At 67.4% G+C, this 22,371-nt stretch carries 26 protein-coding genes; 6 read left to right on the top strand and 20 right to left on the bottom strand.

The genetic code is table 11. The features are described 5' to 3' along the window. The 4 genes from CAL25_RS24310 to CAL25_RS08255 all read left to right on the top strand — a co-directional run. A partial coding sequence (locus CAL25_RS24310; RefSeq protein ID WP_212590885.1) for a hypothetical protein occupies positions 1 to 210 on the top strand: 210 nt, incomplete at its 5' end. Between the two features lie 80 nt (positions 211 to 290). Next, a complete protein-coding gene (locus tag CAL25_RS08245) occupies positions 291 to 734 on the top strand; it encodes a hypothetical protein (protein WP_094799495.1) in 444 nt (147 codons plus the stop codon). Positions 735 to 890: 156 nt separating this feature from the next. Beyond that, on the top strand, positions 891 to 2,624 hold the full coding sequence (locus tag CAL25_RS08250; RefSeq protein ID WP_094799496.1) for a methyl-accepting chemotaxis protein: 1,734 nt from the start codon (positions 891 to 893) through the stop codon (positions 2,622 to 2,624). Between the two features lie 178 nt (positions 2,625 to 2,802). Further along, positions 2,803 to 4,401: a methyl-accepting chemotaxis protein gene (locus CAL25_RS08255; protein ID WP_094799497.1), complete on the top strand. Its 1,599-nt coding sequence runs from the start codon at positions 2,803 to 2,805 to the stop codon at positions 4,399 to 4,401. A 36-nt stretch (positions 4,402 to 4,437) separates the two neighbouring features. Here the strand turns inward: CAL25_RS08255 and fliR are convergent, their stop codons facing one another. The 13 genes from fliR to fliF form a co-directional block, all read right to left on the bottom strand. After that, positions 4,438 to 5,226, bottom strand: a complete 789-nt coding sequence (gene fliR, locus CAL25_RS08260) for a flagellar biosynthetic protein FliR (RefSeq protein WP_094799498.1) — start codon at positions 5,224 to 5,226, stop codon at positions 4,438 to 4,440. A gap of 22 nt (positions 5,227 to 5,248) precedes the next feature. Beyond that, positions 5,249 to 5,518, bottom strand: a complete 270-nt coding sequence (gene fliQ, locus CAL25_RS08265; RefSeq protein ID WP_094799499.1) for a flagellar biosynthesis protein FliQ — start codon at positions 5,516 to 5,518, stop codon at positions 5,249 to 5,251. 16 nt (positions 5,519 to 5,534) lie between these two features. Next, positions 5,535 to 6,347 (bottom strand): flagellar type III secretion system pore protein FliP, encoded by an 813-nt coding sequence (gene fliP / locus CAL25_RS08270; RefSeq protein ID WP_432759230.1) that lies wholly within the window; start codon positions 6,345 to 6,347, stop codon positions 5,535 to 5,537. 51 nt (positions 6,348 to 6,398) lie between these two features. Continuing rightward, positions 6,399 to 6,731 carry a flagellar biosynthetic protein FliO gene (fliO, locus tag CAL25_RS08275; RefSeq protein WP_094799501.1) on the bottom strand — a complete coding sequence of 111 codons (333 nt, stop codon included), beginning with the start codon at positions 6,729 to 6,731 and terminating at the stop codon, positions 6,399 to 6,401. 2 nt (positions 6,732 to 6,733) lie between these two features. After that, entirely contained in the window at positions 6,734 to 7,276 is a 543-nt protein-coding gene (gene fliN / locus CAL25_RS08280; protein WP_094799502.1) for a flagellar motor switch protein FliN, read from the bottom strand. Next, positions 7,269 to 8,279, bottom strand: coding sequence for a flagellar motor switch protein FliM (gene fliM / locus CAL25_RS08285; RefSeq protein WP_094799503.1), 1,011 nt, complete (start codon positions 8,277 to 8,279; stop codon positions 7,269 to 7,271). Before fliM ends, fliN begins: the two co-directional genes overlap by 8 nt. A 2-nt stretch (positions 8,280 to 8,281) precedes the next feature. After that, the gene (fliL, locus tag CAL25_RS08290) at positions 8,282 to 8,893 is read right to left on the bottom strand and encodes a flagellar basal body-associated protein FliL (RefSeq protein WP_170948439.1); all 612 of its coding nucleotides are present in this window, start codon (positions 8,891 to 8,893) and stop codon (positions 8,282 to 8,284) included. Positions 8,894 to 9,036: 143 nt separating this feature from the next. Next, positions 9,037 to 10,419, bottom strand: coding sequence for a flagellar hook-length control protein FliK (locus CAL25_RS08295; RefSeq protein ID WP_094799505.1), 1,383 nt, complete (start codon positions 10,417 to 10,419; stop codon positions 9,037 to 9,039). A gap of 26 nt (positions 10,420 to 10,445) precedes the next feature. Then, on the bottom strand, positions 10,446 to 10,895 hold the full coding sequence (gene fliJ / locus CAL25_RS08300) for a flagellar export protein FliJ (protein WP_094799506.1): 450 nt from the start codon (positions 10,893 to 10,895) through the stop codon (positions 10,446 to 10,448). Next, a complete protein-coding gene (fliI, locus tag CAL25_RS08305) occupies positions 10,888 to 12,321 on the bottom strand; it encodes a flagellar protein export ATPase FliI (protein ID WP_094799594.1) in 1,434 nt (477 codons plus the stop codon). The genes fliJ and fliI overlap by 8 nt, the downstream gene beginning before the upstream one ends. Before the next feature lie 35 nt (positions 12,322 to 12,356). After that, a complete protein-coding gene (fliH, locus tag CAL25_RS08310) occupies positions 12,357 to 13,103 on the bottom strand; it encodes a flagellar assembly protein FliH (RefSeq protein WP_094799507.1) in 747 nt (248 codons plus the stop codon). Beyond that, on the bottom strand, positions 13,096 to 14,109 hold the full coding sequence (gene fliG / locus CAL25_RS08315) for a flagellar motor switch protein FliG (RefSeq protein WP_094799508.1): 1,014 nt from the start codon (positions 14,107 to 14,109) through the stop codon (positions 13,096 to 13,098). Before fliG ends, fliH begins: the two co-directional genes overlap by 8 nt. Beyond that, on the bottom strand, positions 14,099 to 15,778 hold the full coding sequence (fliF, locus tag CAL25_RS08320; protein WP_094799509.1) for a flagellar basal-body MS-ring/collar protein FliF: 1,680 nt from the start codon (positions 15,776 to 15,778) through the stop codon (positions 14,099 to 14,101). Before fliF ends, fliG begins: the two co-directional genes overlap by 11 nt. Positions 15,779 to 16,075: 297 nt before the next feature. On the opposite strand from fliF, the gene fliE reads away from it, so the two are divergent. After that, entirely contained in the window at positions 16,076 to 16,426 is a 351-nt protein-coding gene (gene fliE, locus CAL25_RS08325; protein WP_094799510.1) for a flagellar hook-basal body complex protein FliE, read from the top strand. A gap of 177 nt (positions 16,427 to 16,603) precedes the next feature. Here fliE and CAL25_RS08330 read toward each other — a convergent pair whose 3' ends face one another. The 7 genes from CAL25_RS08330 to CAL25_RS08360 all read right to left on the bottom strand — a co-directional run bounded on the left by CAL25_RS08330 (position 16,604) and on the right by CAL25_RS08360 (position 21,450). Next, positions 16,604 to 17,017, bottom strand: coding sequence for a hypothetical protein (locus CAL25_RS08330; protein WP_094799511.1), 414 nt, complete (start codon positions 17,015 to 17,017; stop codon positions 16,604 to 16,606). A gap of 13 nt (positions 17,018 to 17,030) precedes the next feature. Next, the gene (locus tag CAL25_RS08335; RefSeq protein ID WP_094799512.1) at positions 17,031 to 17,372 is read right to left on the bottom strand and encodes an EscU/YscU/HrcU family type III secretion system export apparatus switch protein; all 342 of its coding nucleotides are present in this window, start codon (positions 17,370 to 17,372) and stop codon (positions 17,031 to 17,033) included. A gap of 13 nt (positions 17,373 to 17,385) precedes the next feature. Then, a complete protein-coding gene (locus CAL25_RS08340; RefSeq protein WP_094799513.1) occupies positions 17,386 to 18,726 on the bottom strand; it encodes a flagellar hook-length control protein FliK in 1,341 nt (446 codons plus the stop codon). Further along, entirely contained in the window at positions 18,723 to 19,073 is a 351-nt protein-coding gene (locus CAL25_RS08345; protein ID WP_094799514.1) for a flagellar protein FliT, read from the bottom strand. The genes CAL25_RS08340 and CAL25_RS08345 overlap by 4 nt, the downstream gene beginning before the upstream one ends. A gap of 47 nt (positions 19,074 to 19,120) precedes the next feature. Further along, positions 19,121 to 19,549: a flagellar export chaperone FliS gene (gene fliS, locus CAL25_RS08350; RefSeq protein WP_094799515.1), complete on the bottom strand. Its 429-nt coding sequence runs from the start codon at positions 19,547 to 19,549 to the stop codon at positions 19,121 to 19,123. Positions 19,550 to 19,558: 9 nt separating this feature from the next. After that, positions 19,559 to 20,935 carry a flagellar filament capping protein FliD gene (gene fliD / locus CAL25_RS08355; protein ID WP_094799516.1) on the bottom strand — a complete coding sequence of 459 codons (1,377 nt, stop codon included), beginning with the start codon at positions 20,933 to 20,935 and terminating at the stop codon, positions 19,559 to 19,561. 131 nt (positions 20,936 to 21,066) lie between these two features. Beyond that, positions 21,067 to 21,450 (bottom strand): flagellar protein FlaG, encoded by a 384-nt coding sequence (locus tag CAL25_RS08360; protein WP_094799517.1) that lies wholly within the window; start codon positions 21,448 to 21,450, stop codon positions 21,067 to 21,069. Between the two features lie 182 nt (positions 21,451 to 21,632). On the opposite strand from CAL25_RS08360, the gene CAL25_RS08365 reads away from it, so the two are divergent. Beyond that, entirely contained in the window at positions 21,633 to 22,370 is a 738-nt protein-coding gene (locus tag CAL25_RS08365; protein ID WP_094799518.1) for an IclR family transcriptional regulator, read from the top strand. The last annotated feature ends 1 nt before the right edge of the window (position 22,371 follow it).

Consider the following 22,371-nt stretch of genomic DNA (forward strand, 5'->3'; position numbering starts at 1 on the left):
TGCCCGCAGGGCGTCGGCCGCGACGCGGCCTGCCGCGCCGCAGCCGGCCGCGTCCCGGTCAGCCGCGCCCAGGCCGGCCGCCGCCAAGCCGGCCGCTACGGCGTCGAGAACGGCCCGTGCCGCGGCCGTGCCGCGCGCCGGCGCAGCCCCAGTCAAACCCAACGGCCTGAATGGCTCGCACGCGCCGTCGCGGCGCGCGCCCGCGGATGACGACTGGGAGTCTTTCTGAGTGCCGGCGGCGCGAGCCGCCGGTCGAACATGGTTTTGGCCTTCGGGCCGGATGGAGTGTCATGCGAGTCGTAAAGCATTTGATGTCCTGGACAGTGGCGATCGGGCTGCTGGCGGGTTGCGCCGCAACCGGTCACAACTTCGACCCCGGCAAGCTGTCCACGCTGACGCCCGGCCAGTCCACCTTGCCCGACGCGGCGCGCGCCCTGAATGCGCAGCCCGCCACGGTGTACGCCCGACGCGACGGCAGCGCCCTCGTGCTGTGGCAGCACAAGATCACGTTCGTGACCGATGGGCTCTACAGCCGCAAGGAAGCGTGGCTGGAGTTTGGTCCCGACGGCCGCCTGGTGCGTCTGGTCGACAGCACCAACATCCTGCTCGAGCCCTGGGAGCGGCAGAAGTTGCTGGGCCCGCCGCCGCCTGCGCCGATCGTGATCGAGCAGACGGCGCAGCCAGAAGTCGAAGTGATCACGATTACGGTGCCGCCGCCCGCGCGGACCCGATGACCGGGTATCGCTACCGTACCCGCGCTGAATGATGCGCGAAGGCCGGCGAGGCGGGTTGTCCGCCCCACCGGTCGGTGCCAGAAGCCACCAGGAAGGCCGCACCCTTGCTGATGGCATGTCTCACTAGAGTTGGAATATCCTGAAGGACGGGGAAATATGGAAACGAGTTTCGAATCAGGCGCAAAGACAGCCAAGTCCAAAAAACGCGCCCGCGCACCCAAGCAGAAACAAAAGCGCTCCTTTTCCTTGCGCAATGCGCATGTCGGTACGCTGCTGTTGTGGGTCATGAGCTTCTTCGCCGTGTTGATCGCCGCCGTCGGCGTGATGGCGGCGTTCTTCCTGCAGCAGAACTACGAGTCGGTGCAACGGGTCAATGACCTGACCGGCCGTGCCAAGGAAGTGGAAATCATCAACAGCGACATGCTGCGCGCTCGCGTGGCCCTGATGGTGGCCGCGCGTCACCTGCAGGAATCGGGCTGGGGCTCGGGCGAGAATTCCGGCGCCGCCGCCACCAAGACGCTGAAGGAAGCCACCGATCTGCTGACCGGCGTGCGTGCCCGCTTCGCCGACTTCCAGAAGAACATGCTGGAAGACGACAAGGGTCGCCAACTCTCCATGAACCTGGTCCGCCGCTATCGTTCGTATATCGACGACGGCGTGGACACGATGGTCGAAGCGCTGCGCAGCGAAGACTATTCCACGTTCTACATGGTCAACAACGAATACGGCACGCCGCGTAGCGCCGCGTTCATCGACGCGATCGGCGAGTTCTCGAAGTACATCGAGTCCGAGCAGCAGGCGACCATCGACTCCGCGCGCACCAACTTCGACCGCGCGCTGATCGCCGTGGCCGCCGCCGTCGTGCTGGCCCTGATCCTGATGATCGTGGCGCGCATGGTGTTCGGCCGTCTGGTGGTGCGTCCGCTGATCGAGGCGGGCCAGCACTTCGACCGCATCGCCGCCGGCGACCTGACCCAGCGTGTCGACGTGCGCAACAGCAATGAGATCGGTCAGCTGTTCGCCGCGCTCAAGCGCATGCAGGAAAGCCTGACGCGTACGGTGTCGCAGGTGCGCCGTGGCGTGGACGAGATCAACGTGGGCGCCCAGGAAATTTCGGCGGGCAACACCGACCTGTCGTCGCGCACGGAGCAGCAGGCCGCCTCGCTCGAAGAGACCGCCGCCTCGATGGAAGAGCTCGCCTCGACCGTGAAGCAGAACGCCGACAACGCACGCCAGGCCAATCAGCTGGCCGCGAGCGCGTCGGACGTGGCCGAGCGTGGCGGTTCCGCGGTGTCGGAAGTGGTGCACACCATGGAAGCCATCTCGGGCAGCTCGCGCAAGATCAGCGAGATCGTGTCGGTGATCGACGGCATCGCGTTCCAGACCAACATCCTGGCGCTGAATGCCGCGGTGGAAGCCGCGCGTGCCGGCGAGCAGGGCAAGGGCTTCGCGGTGGTGGCGGGCGAAGTGCGCTCGCTGGCGCAGCGCAGCGCGCAGGCCGCCAAGGAGATCAAGGTCCTGATCGAAGATTCCGTGTCCAAGGTGGGCACGGGCTCGCAGCAGGTCGAGCGCGCCGGCAACACGATGCAAGAGATCGTGGCCTCGGTGAAGCGCGTGACCGACATCATGGGCGAGATCTCGGCCGCGTCCGAAGAACAGTCCAGCGGCATCGACCAGGTCAATCGCGCCGTGGCGCAGATGGACGAAGTCACGCAGCAGAACGCGGCACTGGTGGAAGAAGCCGCCGCGGCCGCGGGCTCGCTGCAGGACCAGGCCGAGCGCCTGGCCGAAGCGGTGTCGGTCTTCAAGATCAATGCGGGCGAAGTCATCGACGTCTCTGCCCAGCAACTCGCCGGCGGCTACAACGCGCCGATGGTCGCACAGACCTGAGCCTGATCTGCCCGCGGCACGGTGCCGCGGGTGAGGCCATCCGGCGACCGGATGGCCTCGAGGCCTTTCCCCTACCTACAAGCTGTTCGGGCCACGTACCCGAGACGCCGCGCCACGTGCTGCATGTGGTGCGGCGTATCCCATTACAAGCTGTGCTGTGTCAATCAAGGAGACAGGAGTGCGCGTCAATTCACCCGTTTACGATGTCGAGACCCGGCTGCGCGATGATCAGTATCTGATTTCTCGTACGGACACCAAGGGCCGCATCACCTATGCCAATCCGGCCTTCGTCGAGGTCAGCGGTTTCGAGCGCGACGAGCTGATCGGCAAGGCGCACAACATCGTGCGTCATCCCGACATGCCGCCGGAGGCCTATGAAGACCTCTGGCGCACGCTGCAGGCCGGCGAATCCTGGCTCGGCGTGGTCAAGAACCGCCGCAAGGACGGCGGCTATTACTGGGTGCTGGCCAATGCCACCCCGATCTTCGAAAACGGCGTGGTGACGGCGTACTCGTCGGTCCGCGTCAAGCCCAGCGACGAGCAGATCGAGCAGGCCGCCGAGCTCTATGCGCAGATGCGCGAAGGCACGGCACGCGGCTGGCGCATCGAAGGCGGGCGCGCGGTGCGCACGGGCTGGCGCCGCGCGCTGCGCGTGCTGGCCTTCCCGTTCAAGCCGGGCGTGCGACCGCAATTGCTGCGTTTCATCCTGGTGTCGGCGGGCCTGTTCGGCGTGACGGCCGGCTGGATGCTGGCCGAACGCTGGGACACGCTGTCGACCGCGCAGGCGTCGCTGGGCGTGGCGGGCGTGACCGCCGGCGTCGCACTGATCGCGGCCATGGGCACCTGGCTGACCCGTGCCGTGCTCTCGCCCATGCGCGACGCCGCCGACATGGCGCGCCAGGTGGCCGCGGGCAATCTCACTTCGCAGGTCTATGCCGACGAAGAAGGCGAGGTCGGCAATCTGGCGTTCTCGCTCGACGTGATGCGCAAGAGCCTGATCGGCATCGCCAGCGATGTTCATCGCGGCATCGAGGGCACCTCGCACGCCGCGCTCGGCATCGCGCGCGGCAATCAGGAACTCTCCTCGCGCACCGAGGACCAGGGTGCGTCGTTGCAGAGCACCGCGGCGAGCATGCAGGAGCTCACCTCCACCGTGCGGCAGAACGCCGACCACGCCCGCCAGGCCAACGAGCTGGCCGCCAGCAGCATGGAGGTGGCGCGCAAGGGCGGGGCGGCGGTGGATCAGGTGGTGCACACCATGCACGGCATCTCCGGCAGCTCGCGCAAGATCGCCGAGATCGTGACGATCATCGAGGGCATCGCCTTCCAGACCAATATCCTGGCCCTGAACGCCGCGGTCGAAGCCGCGCGCGCGGGCGAGACCGGCAAGGGCTTCGCCGTGGTGGCGGGCGAGGTGCGCAGCCTCGCGCAGAAGAGCGCCCAGGCCGCGCGCGAGATCAAGGATCTGATCGAGGATTCGGTGCAGCGCGTGAGCGAAGGCTCGGCGCAGGCCGAGGCGGCCGGTGTCACGATGCACGACATCGAAGCCGCCGTGCGCCGCGTGACCGACATCATCGGCGAGATCTCGGTGGCCTCGAGCCAGCAGGCCAGCGGCATCGAACAGGTCGAACAGGCCGTGGCCGAGATGGACGGCATGACTCAGCAGAACTCCGGGCTGGTGCAGCAGCTGGGCGCCACGGTGCAGCAGCTGGGCGCGCAGTCGATGGCGCTGCGCGAGACCGTGCAGGTGTTCCGTCTGGGCGAAGAGCGCGTCTAGGCGAGAGGGGCCGGCCTCGTGCGCGAGGCCGGCGCGCTAGCGGCCGGCCAGACCGTTCAGCACGTCGCTCATCGTGAGAAAGCCTCGCTCGAACAGGTTTTCGAGGAAGGGCAGGGAATGCGGCAGGCTCACGGTCAGCAGCACCAGGCCCACCGTCAGCATGATCGGGAAGCCGACCGCGAACACGGTGAGCTGCTGCGCGGCCCGGTTCAGGATGCCCATCGCGAGGTTGAGGGTCAGCAGCGCGCACACCAGCGGCAGCGAGAACAGCAGGCCCGACACGAAGACGGTGCCGCCCCACTCGGTCAGGATGCCCCAGCCGTTGCGATCGAGCGACATGACCTGGATCGGCAGCAGCTCGAAGCTCTTGACCAGTCCGGCCAGCATGAGCAGGTGGCCGTCGAGCGCCATGAAGACCAGCAGCGCCATGACGTTCAGGAAGCGCGCCAGGACGGCGGTGTTCGCGCCGGTGCCGGGGTCGAAGAACGAGGCGAACGAAAGACCCATCTGCAGGCCGATGTATTCGCCGGCCGTCTGCACCGCCGCGAATACGACGCGGATCACCAGCGCCATGCCCAGACCGATCATCACCTGCTGCACCAGCACCATCAGGCCTTCCCAGGAGCCGGGCGGGATGGTGGGGAAGGGGCCGAGCGTCGGCGCGAGCGCGACGGTGATGGCAAAGCTCAGGCCGATCTTGACCTTGAACGGAACGGAGGATTCGGAGAAGAAGGGCGACGCGCCGATCACCGCGAGGATGCGGACGAACGGCCACAGGAACTGCGACAGCCAGAAGTTGAGCTGTGCGTCGGTGAACTGGAACACAGCCCTAGCCCTGTCCGCCGGTTCAGTACACCAGCATCGGGATCCCCCCGATCAACTGGCGGATGTAATCGACCATCAGGCCCATGAGCCAGGGGCCCAGCAGCACCAGCACGCCGCACATCGCCAACAGCTTGGGGATGAACGACAGCGTCATTTCGTTGATCTGCGTGGCGGCCTGGAAGATGCTGATCACCAGACCCACCACCAGCATGACGAGCAGCAGCGGCGCGGCCATCGCCAGCGCGACTTTCATCGCCTGGTAGATCAGGGTCATTACGGCTTCGGCGGTCATGGCATCACCCGGCGGGCTATTGGTAGAAACTCTGGGCCAGCGAGCCCAGCAACAGGTGCCAGCCGTCGGCCAGCACAAACAGCATCAGCTTGAACGGCAGCGATACGGTGACCGGCGGCACCATCATCATACCCAGCGCCATCAGCACGCTGGCCACGACCAGGTCGATGATCAGGAACGGGATGAAGATCGTGAAGCCGATCTGGAACGCCGTCTTGAGTTCGCTGGTAATGAAGGCCGGGATCAGCACGCGCATCGGCACCTGCGACGGATCCTCGATCGCCGGAATATTCGCCATGTTGGCGAACAGCGTCAGATCGTTTTCGCGCGTCTGGTGCAGCATGAACGTGTGCATCGGCGCCGCGGCGCGTTCCACCGCCGTCTCGAACGTGATGCTGCCGGCCGTCAGTGGCTGGTAGGCCTCGTTGTAGATGCGGTCGAACACCGGCGACATCGTGTAGAACGTCAGGAACAGCGCCAGGCCCACCAGCACCTGGTTGGGCGGCGACATCGCCGTGCCCATCGCGCTGCGCAGCAGGCCGAGCACGATGATGATGCGGGTGAAGCCCGTCATCATGAGCAGGGCGGCCGGCAGGAACGACAGCGACGTCATCAGCAGCAGGGTCTGCATGCTGAGCGAGTAGGTCTCCGAGCCGCCGGGGCCCGGCGTCGTGGTCAGGGCGGGCAGGGTGGCCTGGGCGATCACGCCCGCGGGCCAGCCGGCCAGTGCCAGCAGCGCGCCCAGGCCGAGCGCGCCCCGCAGGCCGGGCCGTGCGGCCAGCCAGGCGCCGAGACGGCGCATATGCGTGGTGCCGGAAGAGACAGTCATGGATGAGCGGCGAGCGGAGGGGCGAAACGAAAACATGGCGGCCGACCCGGGTCAGCGCCGCTTGAGCGCCTGGCCGAGTTTCTGGGCGAATGCGCTGGCGGTTGCGCCGGCGATGGGTTGCGCGGCGGGCAGTTCGCCCGCCGGCAGGGTATGCAGGGTGGTGATCTGGTTGGGCGTGACACCGAGCACCAGCCAGGTGTTTTCCACTTCGATCACCACGACACTCTGACGCGGCGCCACGGGCATGCTGGCGACCTGACGCAGCAGGTTGCCGCCACCGCGCTGGACCAGGCCGGCGCGGCGCGCCAGCCAGCCCATGAGCAGGATCGCGGCCACGACCAGTGCGAGGCCCACGATCACACGCATGACGGCACCGTCTTCCATGCTCAGCGCCGGTTATTCAAGCGGTTGATGCGTTCGGACGGGGTGATGATGTCGGTCAGACGGATGCCGTACTTGTCTTCCACCACCACGACTTCGCCCTGAGCGATCAGGTAGCCGTTCACGAAAATATCCATCGGCTCACCGGCCAGACCGTCGAGCTCGACCACCGAACCCTGGCCGAGTTGCAGCAGGTTCTTGATGGTCAGGCGCGTGCGGCCGAGTTCCACCGTCAGCTGGACGGGCACGTCCATGATGAGGTCGATGTCGGCGCCGCTCACGGTTTCCTTGCTGGCCAGCGGCTTGAACACGGACTGGGCGGCGGGCTGCGCCGCCGGCTTGGCGGGCGCGGGCGCGGCGGCGGCCGGCGCTTCGGGGACGGCGGCCTGTTCGGCCATCGCGCTGGCCCAGTCGTCTTCCTGCTTCAGGCCATCGGCCTGGGTCGGCGGCGTGCGGGATTGTTCGGCGAGCGCGTCGGCCCAGTCATCGGCCGCGGAGGCGGGCGTGCCGGTACCGGTCGGATCGGGCCGCTCGTTCGTATCAGTCATGGTCGGGGGCCTCGTTGAGATCGGATTCTTCGTAATTGAGCATGTTCTGTACGCGCAGCGCGTACTGCCCGTTGTGCACGCCGTAGCCACATTCCATGATGGGCACGCCGTCCACGTGGGCGGTAATGTTGTCGGGCACTTCGACCGGCAGGATGTCGCCGACCTTCAGGCGCATCAGTTCGCCGATGCTCGAGTGCACGCGCGCGAACTCGGCGATCAGGTCCACGTCGGCGCTGCGCACCTGACGCGAGAGCTGATGCGACCAGCGCTGATCGACTTCCTCGAGCGCGGTGTCCTGCAGCGGCCGCGTGAGCAGGTCGCGCACCGGTTCGATCATCGAGTAGGGCAGGCAGATGTTCAGATCGCCGCCGGTGGCGCCGAACTCGATATGGAACGACGAGACGACCACGACTTCGTTGTCGCCGGTGATGCTGGCGAACTTCGTGTGCATCTCCGAGCGCACGTACTCGAATTCGATCGGGTACACCGGATCCCACGATTTGCCGTAGCTCTCGAGGGTCAGGTTCAGCAGGCGGCGGATGATGCGCTGCTCGGTCGTGGTGAAGTCGCGGCCTTCCACGCGGGTGTGGTAGCGACCATCCCCGCCGAACAGGCTGTCGATCACCAGGAATACCAGGTTGGGATCGTAGGTGAACAGCGCGGTGCCCCGCAGCGGCTTCATCTGAATCATGTTCAGATTCGACGGCACGGGCAGGTTGCGTTCGAAATCCGCGTACTTGATGATGCGGATCGATCCGACCGTGATGTCGGCGTTGCGGCGCATGAAGTTCAACAGCACGTGCCGCATATTGCGGGCGAAGCGCTCGTTGATCAGCTCCAGCGTCTGCATCCGCCGGCGCACCACGCGGTCCGGCGAACTGAGATCGTAAGGCCGCGTGCCATCCGGGACGCTGGCGGTGGATTTACTCTCATCGCTCTCGCCGGTGACGCCAGCCAGCAGCGCATCGACCTCATCCTGCGAAAGAAATGCCTCGTAGGCCATGCTTATTGCACCACGAACGCCGTGAACAACACGTCGGTGACGTACTGCCCATCAGGCAGGGGAGAGAAGGGACGATTGACGGTCTGGGCGATGGCCGCGGCCAGATCGTTCTTGCCTTGCGCGGTCTGCACGGCCTGGGGCGATTGCGCCGACAGCGTCATCAGAATGCGGCTGCGCACCTCGGGCATGTACTTTTCGATGCGCTGGCGGGTCTGGTCGTCGCTCACGCGCAGGGTCAGGCCCACGTGCAGGATGCGCTCGGTCTCGGGGCTTTGCAGCGTGACCGTGAAGGCTTCCAGCGGAATGAAGATCGGGGCGGGTACGACGGGCGGCGTGGTCGGCGGCGGCACGAACGTGGCCTGGACCGGGGTGCCCGGGGCGGCAGGCGCACCCGGCGCGCCGGCGGCGCCGCCCTGACCCACGCCCAGCTGCACCTGAGCGGCGTTCTGCTGGATGTTGCGGGTGGTCAGGTACCACGTTACGGCCACGCTGGCGCCCGCCACGATCAGCAATACCAACAGCGCCAGAAGGGGGCGAAGAAGGGCGCCCGCGCCGCCTTTGCCCTTGGGCAAGGTGCTGCGCGACGGCATGGGAGCGGTTTTTGAAGTGGCCATCTCTGATTCGATGCGTGGTTGCGGCTGAATAAAAAGGTTCGTATGGAATTCAAGCATTCTGCCGGAATTGCCCGCTCGCCTTGCAGCCGATAAACAGGGCGAAAGCGGGGTATCTCAGGCTATTGCTGCGTTGCGCTGCGGCCTCAGGCGAAGGTATCGACCAAGGCATTGCTGTTGCGCGTGGGCAACGCGACTTCCACCGTCGTGGCAGCGCCGTCGGCTTCATTGCCGGCCTGCTGCTGACCACCCTGACGCTGACCCTGGCCCTGGCCTTGCATATCGAATGCCTGCTGGTTGCCCTGGTCGCTCACGCTGGTCTGGCCGAGCGAGATGCCCGACTGGGCCAGCGCCTGCTGGAGTTGGGCCATCGACGATTCGACGGCGGTGCGGACCGCGGCATGCGCGGACACGAAGCTCGCGCTGGCCACGCCGTCGGTCACCGAGATGGTGACGCGCAGCGGGCCCAGATCCGGAGGATCGAGGCGCAGGTCGGCCGTCTGCGGCAGACGGCCGGCGGCTTGCGTGATGGTGATCATCTGGCGGCCCAGGTCCTGGCCCCACTGCGTCGCGCCGACCGGCGTGTTGACGCTCAGCGAGACGGCCATCGGATCGATGACGGGGGTGGCCACGGCCGGGCGGGCCATGGCGGCATGCAGCGGTTGCTGCACGGCGGCCTGGAGCGCGTTGGCCAGGTCGGCCACGTGGGCCGGCGGCGCGTCGGGCGTGTGCTGGAGCACGGGCTGCTCGACGGCGACCGCCTGAGCCACGGGCAGCAGCTCGGGCTGCACGGGCGCCGGCTGGGCGGGCAGCGTCGCACGGGCCACGGCGGGTTGCGCGGCGAGCTCCGCGCGCGGCTGTGCCGCGGCGAGCGGCAGCTCGGGCGCGGCCGCGAGCGGCTTCGGCGCGGCGGCCTCTCGCGTCAACGGCGCGTCGACGGGCGCGTCGGCGCCAGCCACGAGGGGCAGGGCCGGTGCGTCTGCCTGGGTTTGCGCGGCGACGACGGCAGGGGCCGCCGGCGCGTTGGCCGCGGCCACGCGGGCTTGCACATCCGCCACGCCGGCGGCGATCTGCAGCGCCTGCTGCGGCAGCGACAGGGCCGCGGCGGGCGCGGCTTCGGCCTGGGCCGGCGCGGTCACCGGCACGGGGGCCTGATTCACGAGCTGAGCCAGCAGCGCGGCCTGGGCGGCCAGTTCGGCCTGGGCCTGCGTCTGCGCCTGATCCTGGGCGGCGTCATCGCCGCCTGCGTCGGTGCCGGCCGGTGCGTCGACCTTGGCGGTCGCTTCCGAGCCGCTGGCGGGCTTGGCGGCGCCGTCCTGACTGCCGGACGGCGCGGTCGCGTTCTTGTCGTTGCCTTGCGGCTTGTCCTTGGCCGAGCTGTCGGCGCCGCTGTCTTTCTGGCGCGCGAGCACTTGCGAGAAGCTCGGACCGCTCTTTTCCGCGGCCGACGGGGCCGGGGCCGGCGCGGACGCGGGCGCCTGTACCGGCGCGATCGCGAGGGCGGGCAGGGGGAGGGCGGAGGTCGTCATGGCGGCGTTCCTTCGGGTATCCGGTATCAATGCATGCCCGCGCGGTGCTGGACCAGGCGGGCAGAGAATTCGTCGGTGACACGCTGTTCGCGGCGGTTCTCGACCACCTGGCGCGCCTGTTCGCGGCGCTGGGCGAGCGTGTCGAATGAGCTGAGCTTGCGCTTCTCGGCCTGCCAGGCGAGGCGGCTGGCCAACAACTGCTGTTCGATGTCCTTCAGCACATTCGCTTGCTGGCTGATGGCATCGTCGAGCGTGCCGATGAAGCGTTGATAGTTGTGGCAATCCGAGGCCGACATGCCGCTCTGCATCGCCTGCGACAGCCGCTCGAGATAGTCGCCGCGGTAATCGTGCAGCATCTGCAGCTGGCGCTCGGCGTTGTTGCGTTCGGCGCTGATCTTGCCCAGCGCGCGGGCCGCATCGTCGGTCGCGTCCTTGGCCAGCCCGATCAGCAGGTCCAGGGGGAGTTGGCTAGGCATATGCGTTCCTCGTCTCGAAGGTGGCGCTCAACTGATGGATCGCGTCGTCGTAGCCGACGTTTTCCTCGATGTTCTGCTGCAGGAACGCTTCCAGGCGCGGGTAGCGCGCGATGGCATCGTCGAGCTGAGGATCGGCGCCGGCGACGTACGCGCCAACGGAGATCAGGTCGCGGTTGCGCTGGTAGCGCGACAGCACTTGTTTGAAGCGGCGGACCAGGCCGAACTGCTCGGGCGTGATCAGCGAAGTCATGGCGCGCGAGATCGATGCTTCGATGTCGATCGCGGGGTAGTGGCCCTGTTCGGCGAGCGTGCGCGACAGCACGATGTGGCCATCGAGAATCGCGCGCGCCGAGTCGGCGATCGGATCCTGCTGGTCATCGCCCTCGGCCAGCACGGTATAGAAAGCGGTGATCGAACCGGCCTTGCCGTTCGGGCCGGGCGCGCCCATGCCGGTACGCTCCACGAGCGCGGGCAGCTTGGCGAACACGGACGGCGGATAGCCCTTGGTCGCGGGCGGCTCGCCGATGGCCAGCGCGATCTCGCGCTGCGCCATGGCGTAGCGGGTCAGCGAGTCCATGATCAGCAGCACGTCCAGGCCCTGGTCGCGGAAGTGCTCGGCCAGGCGGGTGGCGTACGCGGCGCCCTGCAGGCGCAGCAGCGCCGACACGTCGGCGGGCGCGGCCACCACCACCGAGCGCGCCAGGCCTTCGGGGCCGAGGTTGTGCTCGATGAATTCCTTCACTTCGCGGCCACGTTCGCCGATCAGGCCGACGACGATCACGTCCGCGCGGGTATAGCGGGCCATCATGCCCAGCAGCACCGACTTGCCGACGCCGGAGCCGGCGAACAGGCCCATCCGCTGGCCGCGGCCGACGGTCAGCATGCCGTTGATGGCGCGCACGCCCACGTCCAGCACCGAGTCGATCGGGGCGCGCGAGAGCGGATTGATCGGTTGCGCCGACAGGGGCGCGGCTTCGGTCGAGGTCAGCGGACCCAGCCCGTCCAGCGGGCGGCCGGCGCCGTCGACCACGCGGCCCAGCATGGCGTTGCCGACCGGCAGGTGGCGGCCCAGCTGCGGCTTGGCATTACCGTTCAGTTCGGCCTTGCGCGGCAGCGGCACGGCACGCTGAACGGCGGGTTCGGCGGGCACGACACGCGCGCCCGGGGGCAGGCCGGAGATATCGGCCTGCGGCATCAGATACAGCGTGTGGCCATCGAAGCCCACCACTTCGGCATCGGCCCAGTGGTCGTGACCGCGGGCGATTTCGATGCGGCAGGCGGCGCCGACGGGCAGGCGCAGGCCGGTGGCGTGCAGCACCAGGCCGGTGGCGCGCGTGATGCGGCCGCTGGCCAGCAGCGGCTCGGTCGACGCCGCGCGGATCGACCCGATCTGCAGCTGCGTTTCCCAACGGTCGATGACGGGCACGCCCGTATCGATGACCGGAGCGGCGGCGGCCTGGCTCACGCGCCTTCCTCCCAGGCCGCGCTGCGGCCGATCGAGGCGGCCACCCGGCGCCAGCGCGTCTGCAGCGTGGCGTCGATGTCACCGTAAGGCGTTTCGGCGCGGCAGCCGCCGCGCGTGATGGATTCGTCGGCGAGCACGCGCCAGTTGCCGTCGCGCAGTTCGTCGTCCAGGTGCAGACGGATCAGTTCGAGGTCGTCGGGATGCACCCACAGGCGCATCACGCCGCCGTTGGTCGGGTTCAGATGCAGCACTTCACGGATCGCGGGCAGCATCGACTCCGGCTGTTCGGCCAGGGTGGTGCGCAGAATCTGACCGGCGATGTCCAGTGCCAGCGTCAGCAGGCTCTGGCCCATGCGGGCTTCGACTTCGGCGAACGAGCTGGCGCTGGCTTCGACCAGCGCGCGCAGACGTTGCGCTTCTTCGAGACCTTGCTGGCGGCCTTCGGCCAGGCCCTGGGCATAGCCCTCGGCGTGACCGGCGGCGCGGCCTTCTTCCTGGCCCTGGGCCAGGCCTTCCTGATGACCTTCCGCACGGCCCTGTTCGCGGCCCTGCACCAGACCTTCGGCGCGGGCTTCGTTGCGCCAGCGCTTGCGCAGCTCCTGCGGGCTCGGACCCGGGTCCACCGGCGGGGCAGGGGCGGGCGTGGGCTCGGCAACCGGCTCGTCGAACGACAGCATCTGCCAGCGGCGCCAGGCGGCGCTGCGGGGCAGAGGCTTCGTGTCGAGCACGGGCGTATCAGACATACGCGTCGTCCCCTTGGTTGCCCAGCGTGATCTGGCCGCTCTCGGCCAGGCGGCGGGCGATCTGCAGGATCTTCTTCTGCTCGCCTTCCACCTTCGACATGCGGATGGGGCCCTGGGTCTCCAGGTCCTCGCGCAGCATCTCGGCGGCACGGCTCGACATGTTGCGCAGGAACTTGTTGCGCAGCTCCTCGGGCGCGCCCTTGAGCGCGACCATGAGGGTGTCGTTGTCGATTTCCTTGAGGATGAGCTGGATGCCGCGATCCTCGACGTCGATGAGGTTGTCGAACACGAACATCTCGTCGATGATCTTCTGCGCCAGATCGGCGTCGCGTTCGCGCAGGCTCTCGACCACGGCTTCTTCCTGGGTCGAGTTCATCATGTTCAGGATCTCGGCCGCGGTGCGCACGCCGCCCATCTTGCTGCGCTTGGCGCCCTGGCCGGCCAGCACGGAGTTCAGCACTTCGGTCAGCTCCGACAGGGCGGCAGGCTGCACGCCGCCGAAGGTGGCGATACGCAGCATGACGTCGTTGCGCAGGCGGTCGGTCAGCATGGCCAGCACGCCGGCGGCGCGGTCGCGCTCCAGGTGCACGAGAATCGTCGCGATGATCTGCGGATGTTCGTCGCCGATGAGTTCGGCCACGGTGTGCGCATCGAGCCAGTTCAGCGCGTCGATGCCGCTGCCGCCTTCGCCCGCTTCCAGGATGTCTTCGATCAGGCCGGCGGCGCGGTCGCTGCCGAGCGCCTTGGTCAGCACGGTGCGGATGTAATCGTCCGAACCCAGCGTGACGGCCATGAACTGGTCGGCTTCCTGGCGGAACTCTTCCAGCACCACCGCGACGTCGCCGCGGGTGACCTGCTTCAGGCCGGCCATGGCGCCACCGACCTGCTGGACTTCGCGCGCGGTCAGGTACTTGAAGACCTCGGCGGCGGCGTCCTCGCCCAGCGACATCAGAAGCACCGCGCTACGGGTCATGCCGTCGAGCGGCTTGGAGGCGTCATTTTTCATCTTTGGTCATCCATGCACGCAGAACCATGGCAACGGCGCGCGGATCCTTGGTGGCCATGTCGCGAGCGCGTTGCAGGTTGTCTTCGTAACGGTCCACTTCCTTGGCGCGGGCGGCGGCGATGGCTTCGCGCTCGGCGTCGACACGGCGCTGCTCTTCTTCCTCGGGGTCGACCTGCGGGTAGAAGTAGTCGGTGACGGCCGGGCGGATCTTGCGGTACAGCCACAGCAGGATCACGGCGCCGATCAGCCATGCCAGGATCGTCTTGAACAGGGCGATCATTTCCGGATCGCGCCAGATCGGCAGCGTCGGCGGTTGATCGTTGAACTGGCTGTTGACCACGTTCAGCGTGTCGCCGCGGGCTTCGGAGTAGCCCATGGCTTCGCGAACCAGATTGGTCAGCTTGGTCAGTTCTTCTTCCGGCAGGGCCTGCGGCTCGCCGTCCTTGTCCGTCATGTAGTTCACGACCACGGCCACCGACAGGCGCTTGACCTGACCCACCGATTGCTTGGTGTGGCTGATCGTGCGGTCGACTTCGTAGTTGATCGTGGCGTCGCGGCGGTCGTTGACCGGGCCGGCCTGGGCGGCGGCGTTGCCGTTGGTGCCCGTGGTCTGACCTTGCGCGTTCTGTTGCTGCTGTTGCTGTTGCTGCGGATTCTGCGGGTTCTGGGCGGGCGGATTGACGACCGGCGCCTGCGTCGCGGCGGGGGGCTGGTTCGACAGCGCGCCCGGCACGCCGATCGCGGCGGCGCCGCCGGTCTGGTGCGCATCGCTGGTCTGCTTGCTGCGAACCGCGGCCTGGTTGGGGTCCTGGTTCGGGCGGTAGACCTCGGAGGTTTCCTCGCGGCGCGCGAAGTCGACTTCGGCGCTGGCCTGTGCATGCACGTTGCCCGGGCCGACCAGCGGATTCAGGATGGTGAGGATGCGTTCGACCGTGCGTTGCTCGACATCGCGGATATAGCGCGTCTGGTCGGCGTCCATGCCGCGGCCTTCGCCGGTGGGCGAGGAGAGCAGGCGGCCGTTCTGGTCGACGATGGAGACGTTCTCGGCGGTCAGCTCGGGCACGCTCGAGGCCACCAGCCAGGAGATCGACGAGACTTGCGAGTCGCTCAGGCTGCGGCCGGGGTGCACATTGATGAGCACCGACGCCGTGGGCGGCTGGCGGTCGCGCACGAACAGCGACTGGCGCGGCATGGCCAGATGCACACGCGCGCTCTGCACCGTGTGCATCGCTTCGATCGAACGGGCCAGCTCGCCTTCGAGGCCGCGCTGGTAGTTGATCTGTTCGGCAAACTGGCTGGCGCCGAAGCGGGTGTTGTCCATCAGCTCGAAGCCTACCGAGCCGCCGCGCGGCAGGCCCTGGCCCGCGAGCTGCATGCGCGTGTCGTAGACCCGGTTGGCCGGCACCAGAAGCGCGGTCCCGTTCTCGCTGAAGCGATAGGGCACGTTCATCTGGCCGAGCGCGGTCACGATGGCGCCGCCGTCGCGGTCATCGAGATTGGAGAAAAGGACCTTGTAGTCCGGTTCCCGGCTCCACATCGTCAGCGCGACGATCACGGCGACGAGCGCGGCCGCGATGCCAAGCAGCATGGGTTTGGGGAGCGCACGAACTTTCTCGAGCGCGGGAAATTTGGCCAAGAGCGAGGAGCTCAGGGTAGCCTGCTGATTCATCGGCGGCTCCCGCGAGCGCGGTCCAGGTATACAGACGACATGGGAAAGGGCAAGTTACACATGCAACGTGCTTCGGCTAGGGGAGGCTGGATTATGGCGGGGGGGCGCGCAATCCCAATCGATGAAAACGGGGGGTTTTCGGGGTTATTTGTCCCCTATGTATCGAGGCGCCGGGGTCCGGCCGCGGCAACGGCCGAACAGGCGGGATAAATGGCGGTTTATAGGCTTTATGAAGTCGCCACGAGGCCGGTACGCTTACGTCCAGACTCACCCTGATTCCCAGAAAGGATTGTGACAATGGCAGTTTCTGGCCTGTCCGGCATCGAAAACATGCTCTCGCAGATGCGCGCCGTCGTGCGTGCCGCGCAGAGCGGCGGCGTGTCGGCTTCCGATCTGAGCCCGAAGGCGGGCGATGCCACCCGCGCGGTGAGCTTCGCCGACGAGCTGGCCCGCTCCGTCAAGCGTGTGTCGGCGGCGCAGAATGCCGCCACTGCGCAGGTCAAGGCGTTCGAGCTGGGCGCCCCGAACGTCTCGCTCAACGACGTGATGATCGATCTGCAGAAATCCAGCCTGGGCTTCCAGACCACGCTGCAGGTTCGTAACCGCCTCGTCGCGGCCTACAAAGAAATCTCGTCGATGTCGATCTGACGCGAGCGCCGGCGGCCGCCGGCGTATCGCCCGCCGCGCGCGCAAGGTGCGCGGCCCGGCCTGCACGGCCCAGCCTGTGCGGCCCCACCTGTGCAGCCCAGCCTGCGGCTCGACCCCAGGCACGGCCTGTAAGGCCAGCCTGCGTGGCACAACCTACGCGGTCCGACCTTCCCTCGCTCAGTTGCCGGCCACGTAAGGCGTGTCTATCCGCAGTTCCGCGGGAAACTCCGAAATCATCGTCACGCTGTCATCGCCGAAGCGGACCACGTGCGGCCGTCCCAGATGCAGCTGGACCCGGCAGCCGTCGGGTCGCAACGCGCGCAACTCGACCGCCTGCGTGCCGCCGATGAGCGCGCGGCCGCCGGCCGCCGTTTCGAGCGCGGCCAGATCGAGCGGGCGCCAGAACAGCAGCTTGGTCTGCCAGTCGGTGCCCATGATCAGCACGGGCCATTCATTGCCCTGGCCGTCGCAGGCATGCGCCACGGTATCGGGATGCATGAGATCGCCCAGCGCCGTACGGATCTCGTCGGAACGCCGCAGCAGCTCGGTGTAATACACGAGCGGCGCGGGCGGCTGCGTCAGGGTAGCCATGCGGGCGGCGGGCTCAGGGGATTCGTGCGGGCGGCACGGGCAAGGCGGGAACCTCGCGGGCCTCGAGGCGGTATAGCCAGGCCAGCAGTTCGGCCACGGCCGTGTAAAGCTGCGGAGGGATGTGCGAATCGAGGTTGACCTGCATCAGCAGGCCGACCAGTTCGGGCGATTCGTGGACGTACAGACCGTGTTCCTGCGCGTTGCGCACGATGGTCTCGGCCAGCTGCCCGTAGCCCTTGGCGACGACGCGCGGCGCATCGTCCCCTTCGTCGTAGGAGAGGGCGACGGCGGCATTGCGACCGTCGTTCGGGCCAGGAGGGGAGGGCTCGGCCGGCGGGCCTGCATAGCGGATCATGACGGTGCGGAAATCAGAACGGGAACGGCGGCGAGAACGGGTACAGGCCCGGCGGCATGATGAGCTGCGGCGGCATCGCGTCGATCGACAGGTTCGACAGCGTGATGCCCGCCGAACCCAACCGCTGACGCAGGTGTTCGGATTGCTGATTCAGTTCGACGGCGCCGTGGGGCGCCACGATATTGAGGACGAGCTGCGAGCCCGCCAGCGAAATGCGCGCTTCGACCTGGCCCAGGCGGGGCAGTTCGAGCGTCAGGCGCGTCGACCAGTGGCCGTCGGGATCGCCCGGCTGGTCTTCGCCGTACGGGTCGCGCTGGACTTCCCATTCCATCGGCGTGCCGGGCCAGGCTTCGCCGCGCCAGCTCACCATCTGGTTGGCCAGCGCTTCGAGCTGCTGGCGCACCAGCGCGGTGGTGTCGGGGTTGAGGCCGGAGTTCTGCGGCAGCAGCGACTGCGTGGTGTCGGGCAGATCGGGCGCGCCGGGCGGCAGCGGCGTGGCGCTGCGCGCGGCCTGGGCCGCCTGCGTGGCCTTCTGGCCTTCGGCGCTCTGCGCCACCTCGCGCGCCTGCGGCAGGCTGGCCTGCGGCTCGTTGCGCAGTTCGGCGGGCGTGCGCTTGCCGAACACCATCTCGGTCAGGTGCGATTCGTAGAAGATCCCGCTCGTGGCCAGGGTCTGGCGCAGGGTCTGGGCCAGCTGCGCCGGCGAAATGCCGGCATGCGAGGCCTGGACCGGTCCGGCGCCCTGATGTGCGTGGGCCGGCGCCGCGCCGGTCGGCTGCGGCGTGCCGCGCAGGGCGGCCGCGGTGGCCGCGGCCGTCGCGGCCGGCGTCGCCGTTTGTGCGGCGGGCTGAGCAGCTTGCGCGGTCGGCTGGGCCGGTGCGGCCGGCGCGGGGGCGCCCGGCTGGGCCGGCGCCTGTGCCTGCGGCTGCGCCGCCGCGCCGCCGCCGCCGCCGGCGTTCGGCTGCGGCTGGGGCGTGAACAGCGGCGCGCGCCCCTGAATCGGGGGCGCCTGATCGGGGAAGGACGCCAGCAGCGCCAGGATGGTGCGTGCGGTCGAGCCCAGCGTCGTGGGCGCCGACGAGGTCGTGTCGTTGCGGGTGACGGTGCCGCGCGCGGCCAGGGCCAGCGCGGCGGCGGTCTTGGCATCCAGGACGGCGGTCTGGCCGCCCTTGCCGCCGAGCTGATCGAGTCCGCGTCGGCCGTCCTGGCCGGGGCGGACGCCTTCGCCCGGTTGCGGAACGGTGCCCGGACGGGCGCCGGGAATCAAATTGGCGTGCGCCGCCATGCTGGTGCCGAGCACGGCATCCAGACGCTGAACCAGGACATTGCCTAGCGCGGGCGGGCCGACGCTCATGTGCCGGTCGCCTTGGCGCCGTAGGTGGCGAGCAGGGATTGCTGACGTTTCATGCGGCCGAGCATATCACCCAGGCGCGACAGCTGCGGCATGGCGAGTTCGCGCACGGCGGCGTCGTTCTCGAGGATGCGGACCAGCAGGTCATGCTTGAGCGCCCGGCTCGAATCGTCGAGCGGTTGGCGCGGCTCGATGAGCCGCAGGCGTTCGACCAGGTCGATGTACATGTGACCGAGGCCGAGGACGCGGGTCCAATCCCCGTCCTGGGCCGCCGCCAGCATGTCGCCGGTCACGGTGGCGATGTGCTGGTAAAGCTCGATTACCGGAGCTTGCTGCGTTAGGGCCGTCATAAATGTCTCGCGCGTATCGCGCCGTGGCGGTGTAGATGACGCTTGCATCACGCAGGCGCGTTGCCGGCAGGCTGGTCGTTGGCGGTTTGCCAGGCCTGCGCGAGATCGGTCAGCAGGCGGTCGGCGATGTCGAGCTGGTCGGCGTCCGCATGAAGATTGGCTTTGAGCAGGGTACGGATGATGAAGTCGTAGAGCTCGGACAGGTTGGCGGCGATCTCGCCGCCGGCCTCCATGTTCAGGCCCAGCTTGAGACCTTCGTCCACGATGCGCACGGCCTTGGAGATGGCCTGGCCGCGTTCGGCCGTGCGGCCCGCTTCCATATGGATGCGGGCCTGCGCGATCGCCGCGCGCGCCCCGTTGTACAGCAGCGTAATGAGTCGCTCCGGAGGGGCGCTCATGACCTGGGTTTCCAGGCCGATATCGCTGTACGAACGGACGGAAGAGGATCCGGTGGGGCGGCGTGCGGCGTATGTCATTGATGAAAGTTAGTTGTTGGACTTCGTCATGTTGGCGAACTGTTGCTGCAGGTAGGAGCTGGTGCCGTTCATCTGTACGACCATGGCGTCCAGTTTGACGAACTGGGCGCGATAGCCTTCCATGGTCAGCGCGATCGAGGCCTTGGTCGCGTCATAGCGCTTCTTCAGGGTGTCGATCGTTTCCTGCAGGCCGGTCGTGCGGGTCTTGATGGCGCCGGTCGAGCCCAGAATGGTCTCGGTCACGTCCTTCATCTTCTCGGTCAGGCCTTCGGGGCCGCTCAAGATGCGGCGCACGTCGGCGGGATTCTCCGACAGCGCCTTGTCCAGCTTGGTCTTGTCGACGGTGATCTGACCGGTCTTGACGTCCGTCGTCAGGCCGATCGCGCTCAGCGTGCGCAGCGTGCCTTCGCCCGCCACCACACGCAGCGCGCCGGCGATGCTGTTCTGGATCGAACGCGTCGTGCCGTCGCCGGTGAGGGCGCTCTGCGTTTCGGCGCCCACGTCGAACTTGGTCAGATCCGAGATCGTGGTCTGCAGCGCGTTGTAGGCCTTGACGAAGGCGTCCACGGCGCTCGCGGCGGCGCTGTTGTCCGCCGTCACGGTGACCTTCACGTCGGCGTCCGGCACCTTGTTCAGCACGAAGGTGACGTTGTCGACGACCTTGTCCACGGTGTTGGTCTGGCTCGTGACGGCCACGCCGTTGATCTCGAGCTGGGCGTTGGCGGCCTCGGTCTGCACCGTCAGCTTGGAATTCGCCAGGTCGGCACTGTCGAAGTTCAGCTTGGCGGCCAGCGCGTCGTTGCCGGTGACCCTGAGCTCGGCGACCGCGGCATTCGTGCCTTCGGTCTTGCTGGTGATCATCAGGAAGTTGTTGCCATTGCCATCGTTGATGACCGTGGCGCTCAGGCCCAGCGAGTCCGACTTGTTGATGGCCGACACGATGCCGTTGAGCGACGTGTCCGAACCGATCTCGAGCTTCTTGGTCGTGCCGTCGCCGAGCTTGAGCTCGATCGTGCCGCCGGTGCCGATCTGGTCGGTACGGCTGGCGAACGCCGACGATTGCAGCGTCTGCGCGGTGGCAAGGCTGTTGACCTTGATGTTGTAGGAGCCAGGAACCGCGCCGGCAGCCGTACGCACCGTGATCGACTTGTCGTCGCTCACGGTCGATTTCACGGCATTCAGGGCGTCAGTGCCGATCGCGGCGGCGGCTTTCTGGACCGCTTCAATCGAGCTTTGCAGCTTGCTGTAGGCCGAGATTTTGGTCTGGTAACTCGACTGCTGGTTCGAGATCAGCGTCAAACGCTGTTCTTCAGCCTTCTGCAGCTTATCCAGGGTTTCTTGTAAGGGGAAACCCGATGAGCCCAGGGACGTGATGGTTCCGGCCATGTGATACTCCTTCCTAGCAATGCGATTCTGTCAAAAATTGATGCCGCCTATTGACCGGGCAAGGGCACAAGGTCGGGCTACTTCGAGGTTTTTGGCGCCAGTCAGGTCCAGCCCTGGCGCCTGATGCAACGTCAGGCCGTGGTTTCCACGGCATTGCCCTGCATCTTCACGATCATTTTCGCGATGCGCAGAACGGTTTCCGACGGGATGGTTCGCAACACTTCGCCGCTCTCCGAGTCCAGCACGGACACGACGACGGCATGGACATCCGGATCGATCTCGAACTGAAGCTCGGTCGACCAGGCGCGCAGCTGGTTGTTGATATCGTCCAGCGCCTTTTCCATCGGCAGCTTGCCGCCGGATTGATTGGCATCGGATTGGGTGTCGTTCTTGGCACTCTGACCCTGACCCGAGGGAGGGACTGCCTGAGACACGGCTGCGGCGTCGACCGGCTGCGGGGCAGGGCTGACGGACGGCAGGATTTGCGTAGCGGTGCTGATAGGACTTACGGCCATGATCACTCCCGGCTGGAGATATCGGCGTCTTCGGGGACGCAACGGTTTTTAAGGGTGTTTCTCAGCTACCATAACGGCAACCTTAAACCGAACTTTAGGGCCACAAAGGGCTTTAATTCGTCGATTCGACCCCGGTTCGACCTTGCCCCGCTTCCCTACCAGAACCCTGTTACCGCCTCACGATGAGTGTCAAAACCGCCCTGCGCGTGATCGAAATCATCGAAACCTACGCCCGCGAGAAGCGGGCGTTGTCATTGACGGAGCTGGCCCGTCTGCTCGACGTGCCGGTCTCGAGCTGCCTGGCCCTGATCCGCACCCTGGCGGCCCAGGGCTATCTGTACGAAACCGGGCGCCGTCAGGGCTACTACCCGACCGGGCGGCTGCTGGCCATGGCGCAGCGCATCGCCCGCGCCGATCCGGTCCTGGACCGGGTCTATCCCAGCCTGGTGGCCCTGCGCGAGGCTACCCGCGAAACCATCGTGTTCGCCAAGCTCGATGCCGACCATCGGGTCGTTTATCTCGATGTCCTGGATTCGCCGCACACCATCCGCTACGCGCCGGTGGCGGGCGAGTTCAAGCCCATCCACGCCAATTCGCTGGGCAAGGCGCTCATCTCCCAATTGCCGGCCGAGGCCTGCGCCGAGCTGCTCGCCCGCACGCCGCTCACGCGCTACAACCCGCTCACGCTGACCACGCCGGCGCAGGTCGAGGCCGACCTGGCCCAGTCGCGCGAACGGGGCTGGTATTCGAACATGGGCGAGTCGATCACCGACGTGGGCGCCATCGCCTGGCCGCTGCGGCTCTCCGGCGAGGTCTACGCGATCTCGGTGGGCGGGCCGATCTACCGGATCGAGCCCAATCAGGCGGCCTACGCCAGCATCCTGCGCGCGGCCTGCACCGCGCTCGAGCAGGATCACTGAC

This window comes from Bordetella genomosp. 5 (genome assembly GCF_002261315.1).
GTDB lineage: Bacteria > Pseudomonadota > Gammaproteobacteria > Burkholderiales > Burkholderiaceae_B > Bordetella.

Excerpts from the sequence above, each read along its gene's own strand:
- CAL25_RS08245 (WP_094799495.1), top strand. The coding sequence starts at position 291 with ATGCGAGTCGTAAAGCATTTGATGTCCTGGACAGTGGCGATCGGGCTG.
- CAL25_RS08250 (WP_094799496.1), top strand. The coding sequence starts at position 891 with ATGGAAACGAGTTTCGAATCAGGCGCAAAGACAGCCAAGTCCAAAAAA.
- fliQ (WP_094799499.1), bottom strand. The coding sequence starts at position 5,518 with ATGACCGCCGAAGCCGTAATGACCCTGATCTACCAGGCGATGAAAGTC.
- fliP (WP_432759230.1), bottom strand. The coding sequence starts at position 6,347 with ATGACTGTCTCTTCCGGCACCACGCATATGCGCCGTCTCGGCGCCTGG.
- fliO (WP_094799501.1), bottom strand. The coding sequence starts at position 6,731 with ATGGAAGACGGTGCCGTCATGCGTGTGATCGTGGGCCTCGCACTGGTC.
- fliN (WP_094799502.1), bottom strand. The coding sequence starts at position 7,276 with ATGACTGATACGAACGAGCGGCCCGATCCGACCGGTACCGGCACGCCC.
- fliM (WP_094799503.1), bottom strand. The coding sequence starts at position 8,279 with ATGGCCTACGAGGCATTTCTTTCGCAGGATGAGGTCGATGCGCTGCTG.
- fliL (WP_170948439.1), bottom strand. The coding sequence starts at position 8,893 with ATGGCCACTTCAAAAACCGCTCCCATGCCGTCGCGCAGCACCTTGCCC.
- CAL25_RS08295 (WP_094799505.1), bottom strand. The coding sequence starts at position 10,419 with ATGACGACCTCCGCCCTCCCCCTGCCCGCCCTCGCGATCGCGCCGGTA.
- fliJ (WP_094799506.1), bottom strand. The coding sequence starts at position 10,895 with ATGCCTAGCCAACTCCCCCTGGACCTGCTGATCGGGCTGGCCAAGGAC.
- fliH (WP_094799507.1), bottom strand. The coding sequence starts at position 13,103 with ATGTCTGATACGCCCGTGCTCGACACGAAGCCTCTGCCCCGCAGCGCC.
- fliG (WP_094799508.1), bottom strand. The coding sequence starts at position 14,109 with ATGAAAAATGACGCCTCCAAGCCGCTCGACGGCATGACCCGTAGCGCG.
- fliF (WP_094799509.1), bottom strand. The coding sequence starts at position 15,778 with ATGAATCAGCAGGCTACCCTGAGCTCCTCGCTCTTGGCCAAATTTCCC.
- fliE (WP_094799510.1), top strand. The coding sequence starts at position 16,076 with ATGGCAGTTTCTGGCCTGTCCGGCATCGAAAACATGCTCTCGCAGATG.
- CAL25_RS08330 (WP_094799511.1), bottom strand. The coding sequence starts at position 17,017 with ATGGCTACCCTGACGCAGCCGCCCGCGCCGCTCGTGTATTACACCGAG.
- CAL25_RS08335 (WP_094799512.1), bottom strand. The coding sequence starts at position 17,372 with ATGATCCGCTATGCAGGCCCGCCGGCCGAGCCCTCCCCTCCTGGCCCG.
- CAL25_RS08340 (WP_094799513.1), bottom strand. The coding sequence starts at position 18,726 with ATGAGCGTCGGCCCGCCCGCGCTAGGCAATGTCCTGGTTCAGCGTCTG.
- CAL25_RS08345 (WP_094799514.1), bottom strand. The coding sequence starts at position 19,073 with ATGACGGCCCTAACGCAGCAAGCTCCGGTAATCGAGCTTTACCAGCAC.
- fliS (WP_094799515.1), bottom strand. The coding sequence starts at position 19,549 with ATGACATACGCCGCACGCCGCCCCACCGGATCCTCTTCCGTCCGTTCG.
- fliD (WP_094799516.1), bottom strand. The coding sequence starts at position 20,935 with ATGGCCGGAACCATCACGTCCCTGGGCTCATCGGGTTTCCCCTTACAA.
- CAL25_RS08360 (WP_094799517.1), bottom strand. The coding sequence starts at position 21,450 with ATGGCCGTAAGTCCTATCAGCACCGCTACGCAAATCCTGCCGTCCGTC.
- CAL25_RS08365 (WP_094799518.1), top strand. The coding sequence starts at position 21,633 with ATGAGTGTCAAAACCGCCCTGCGCGTGATCGAAATCATCGAAACCTAC.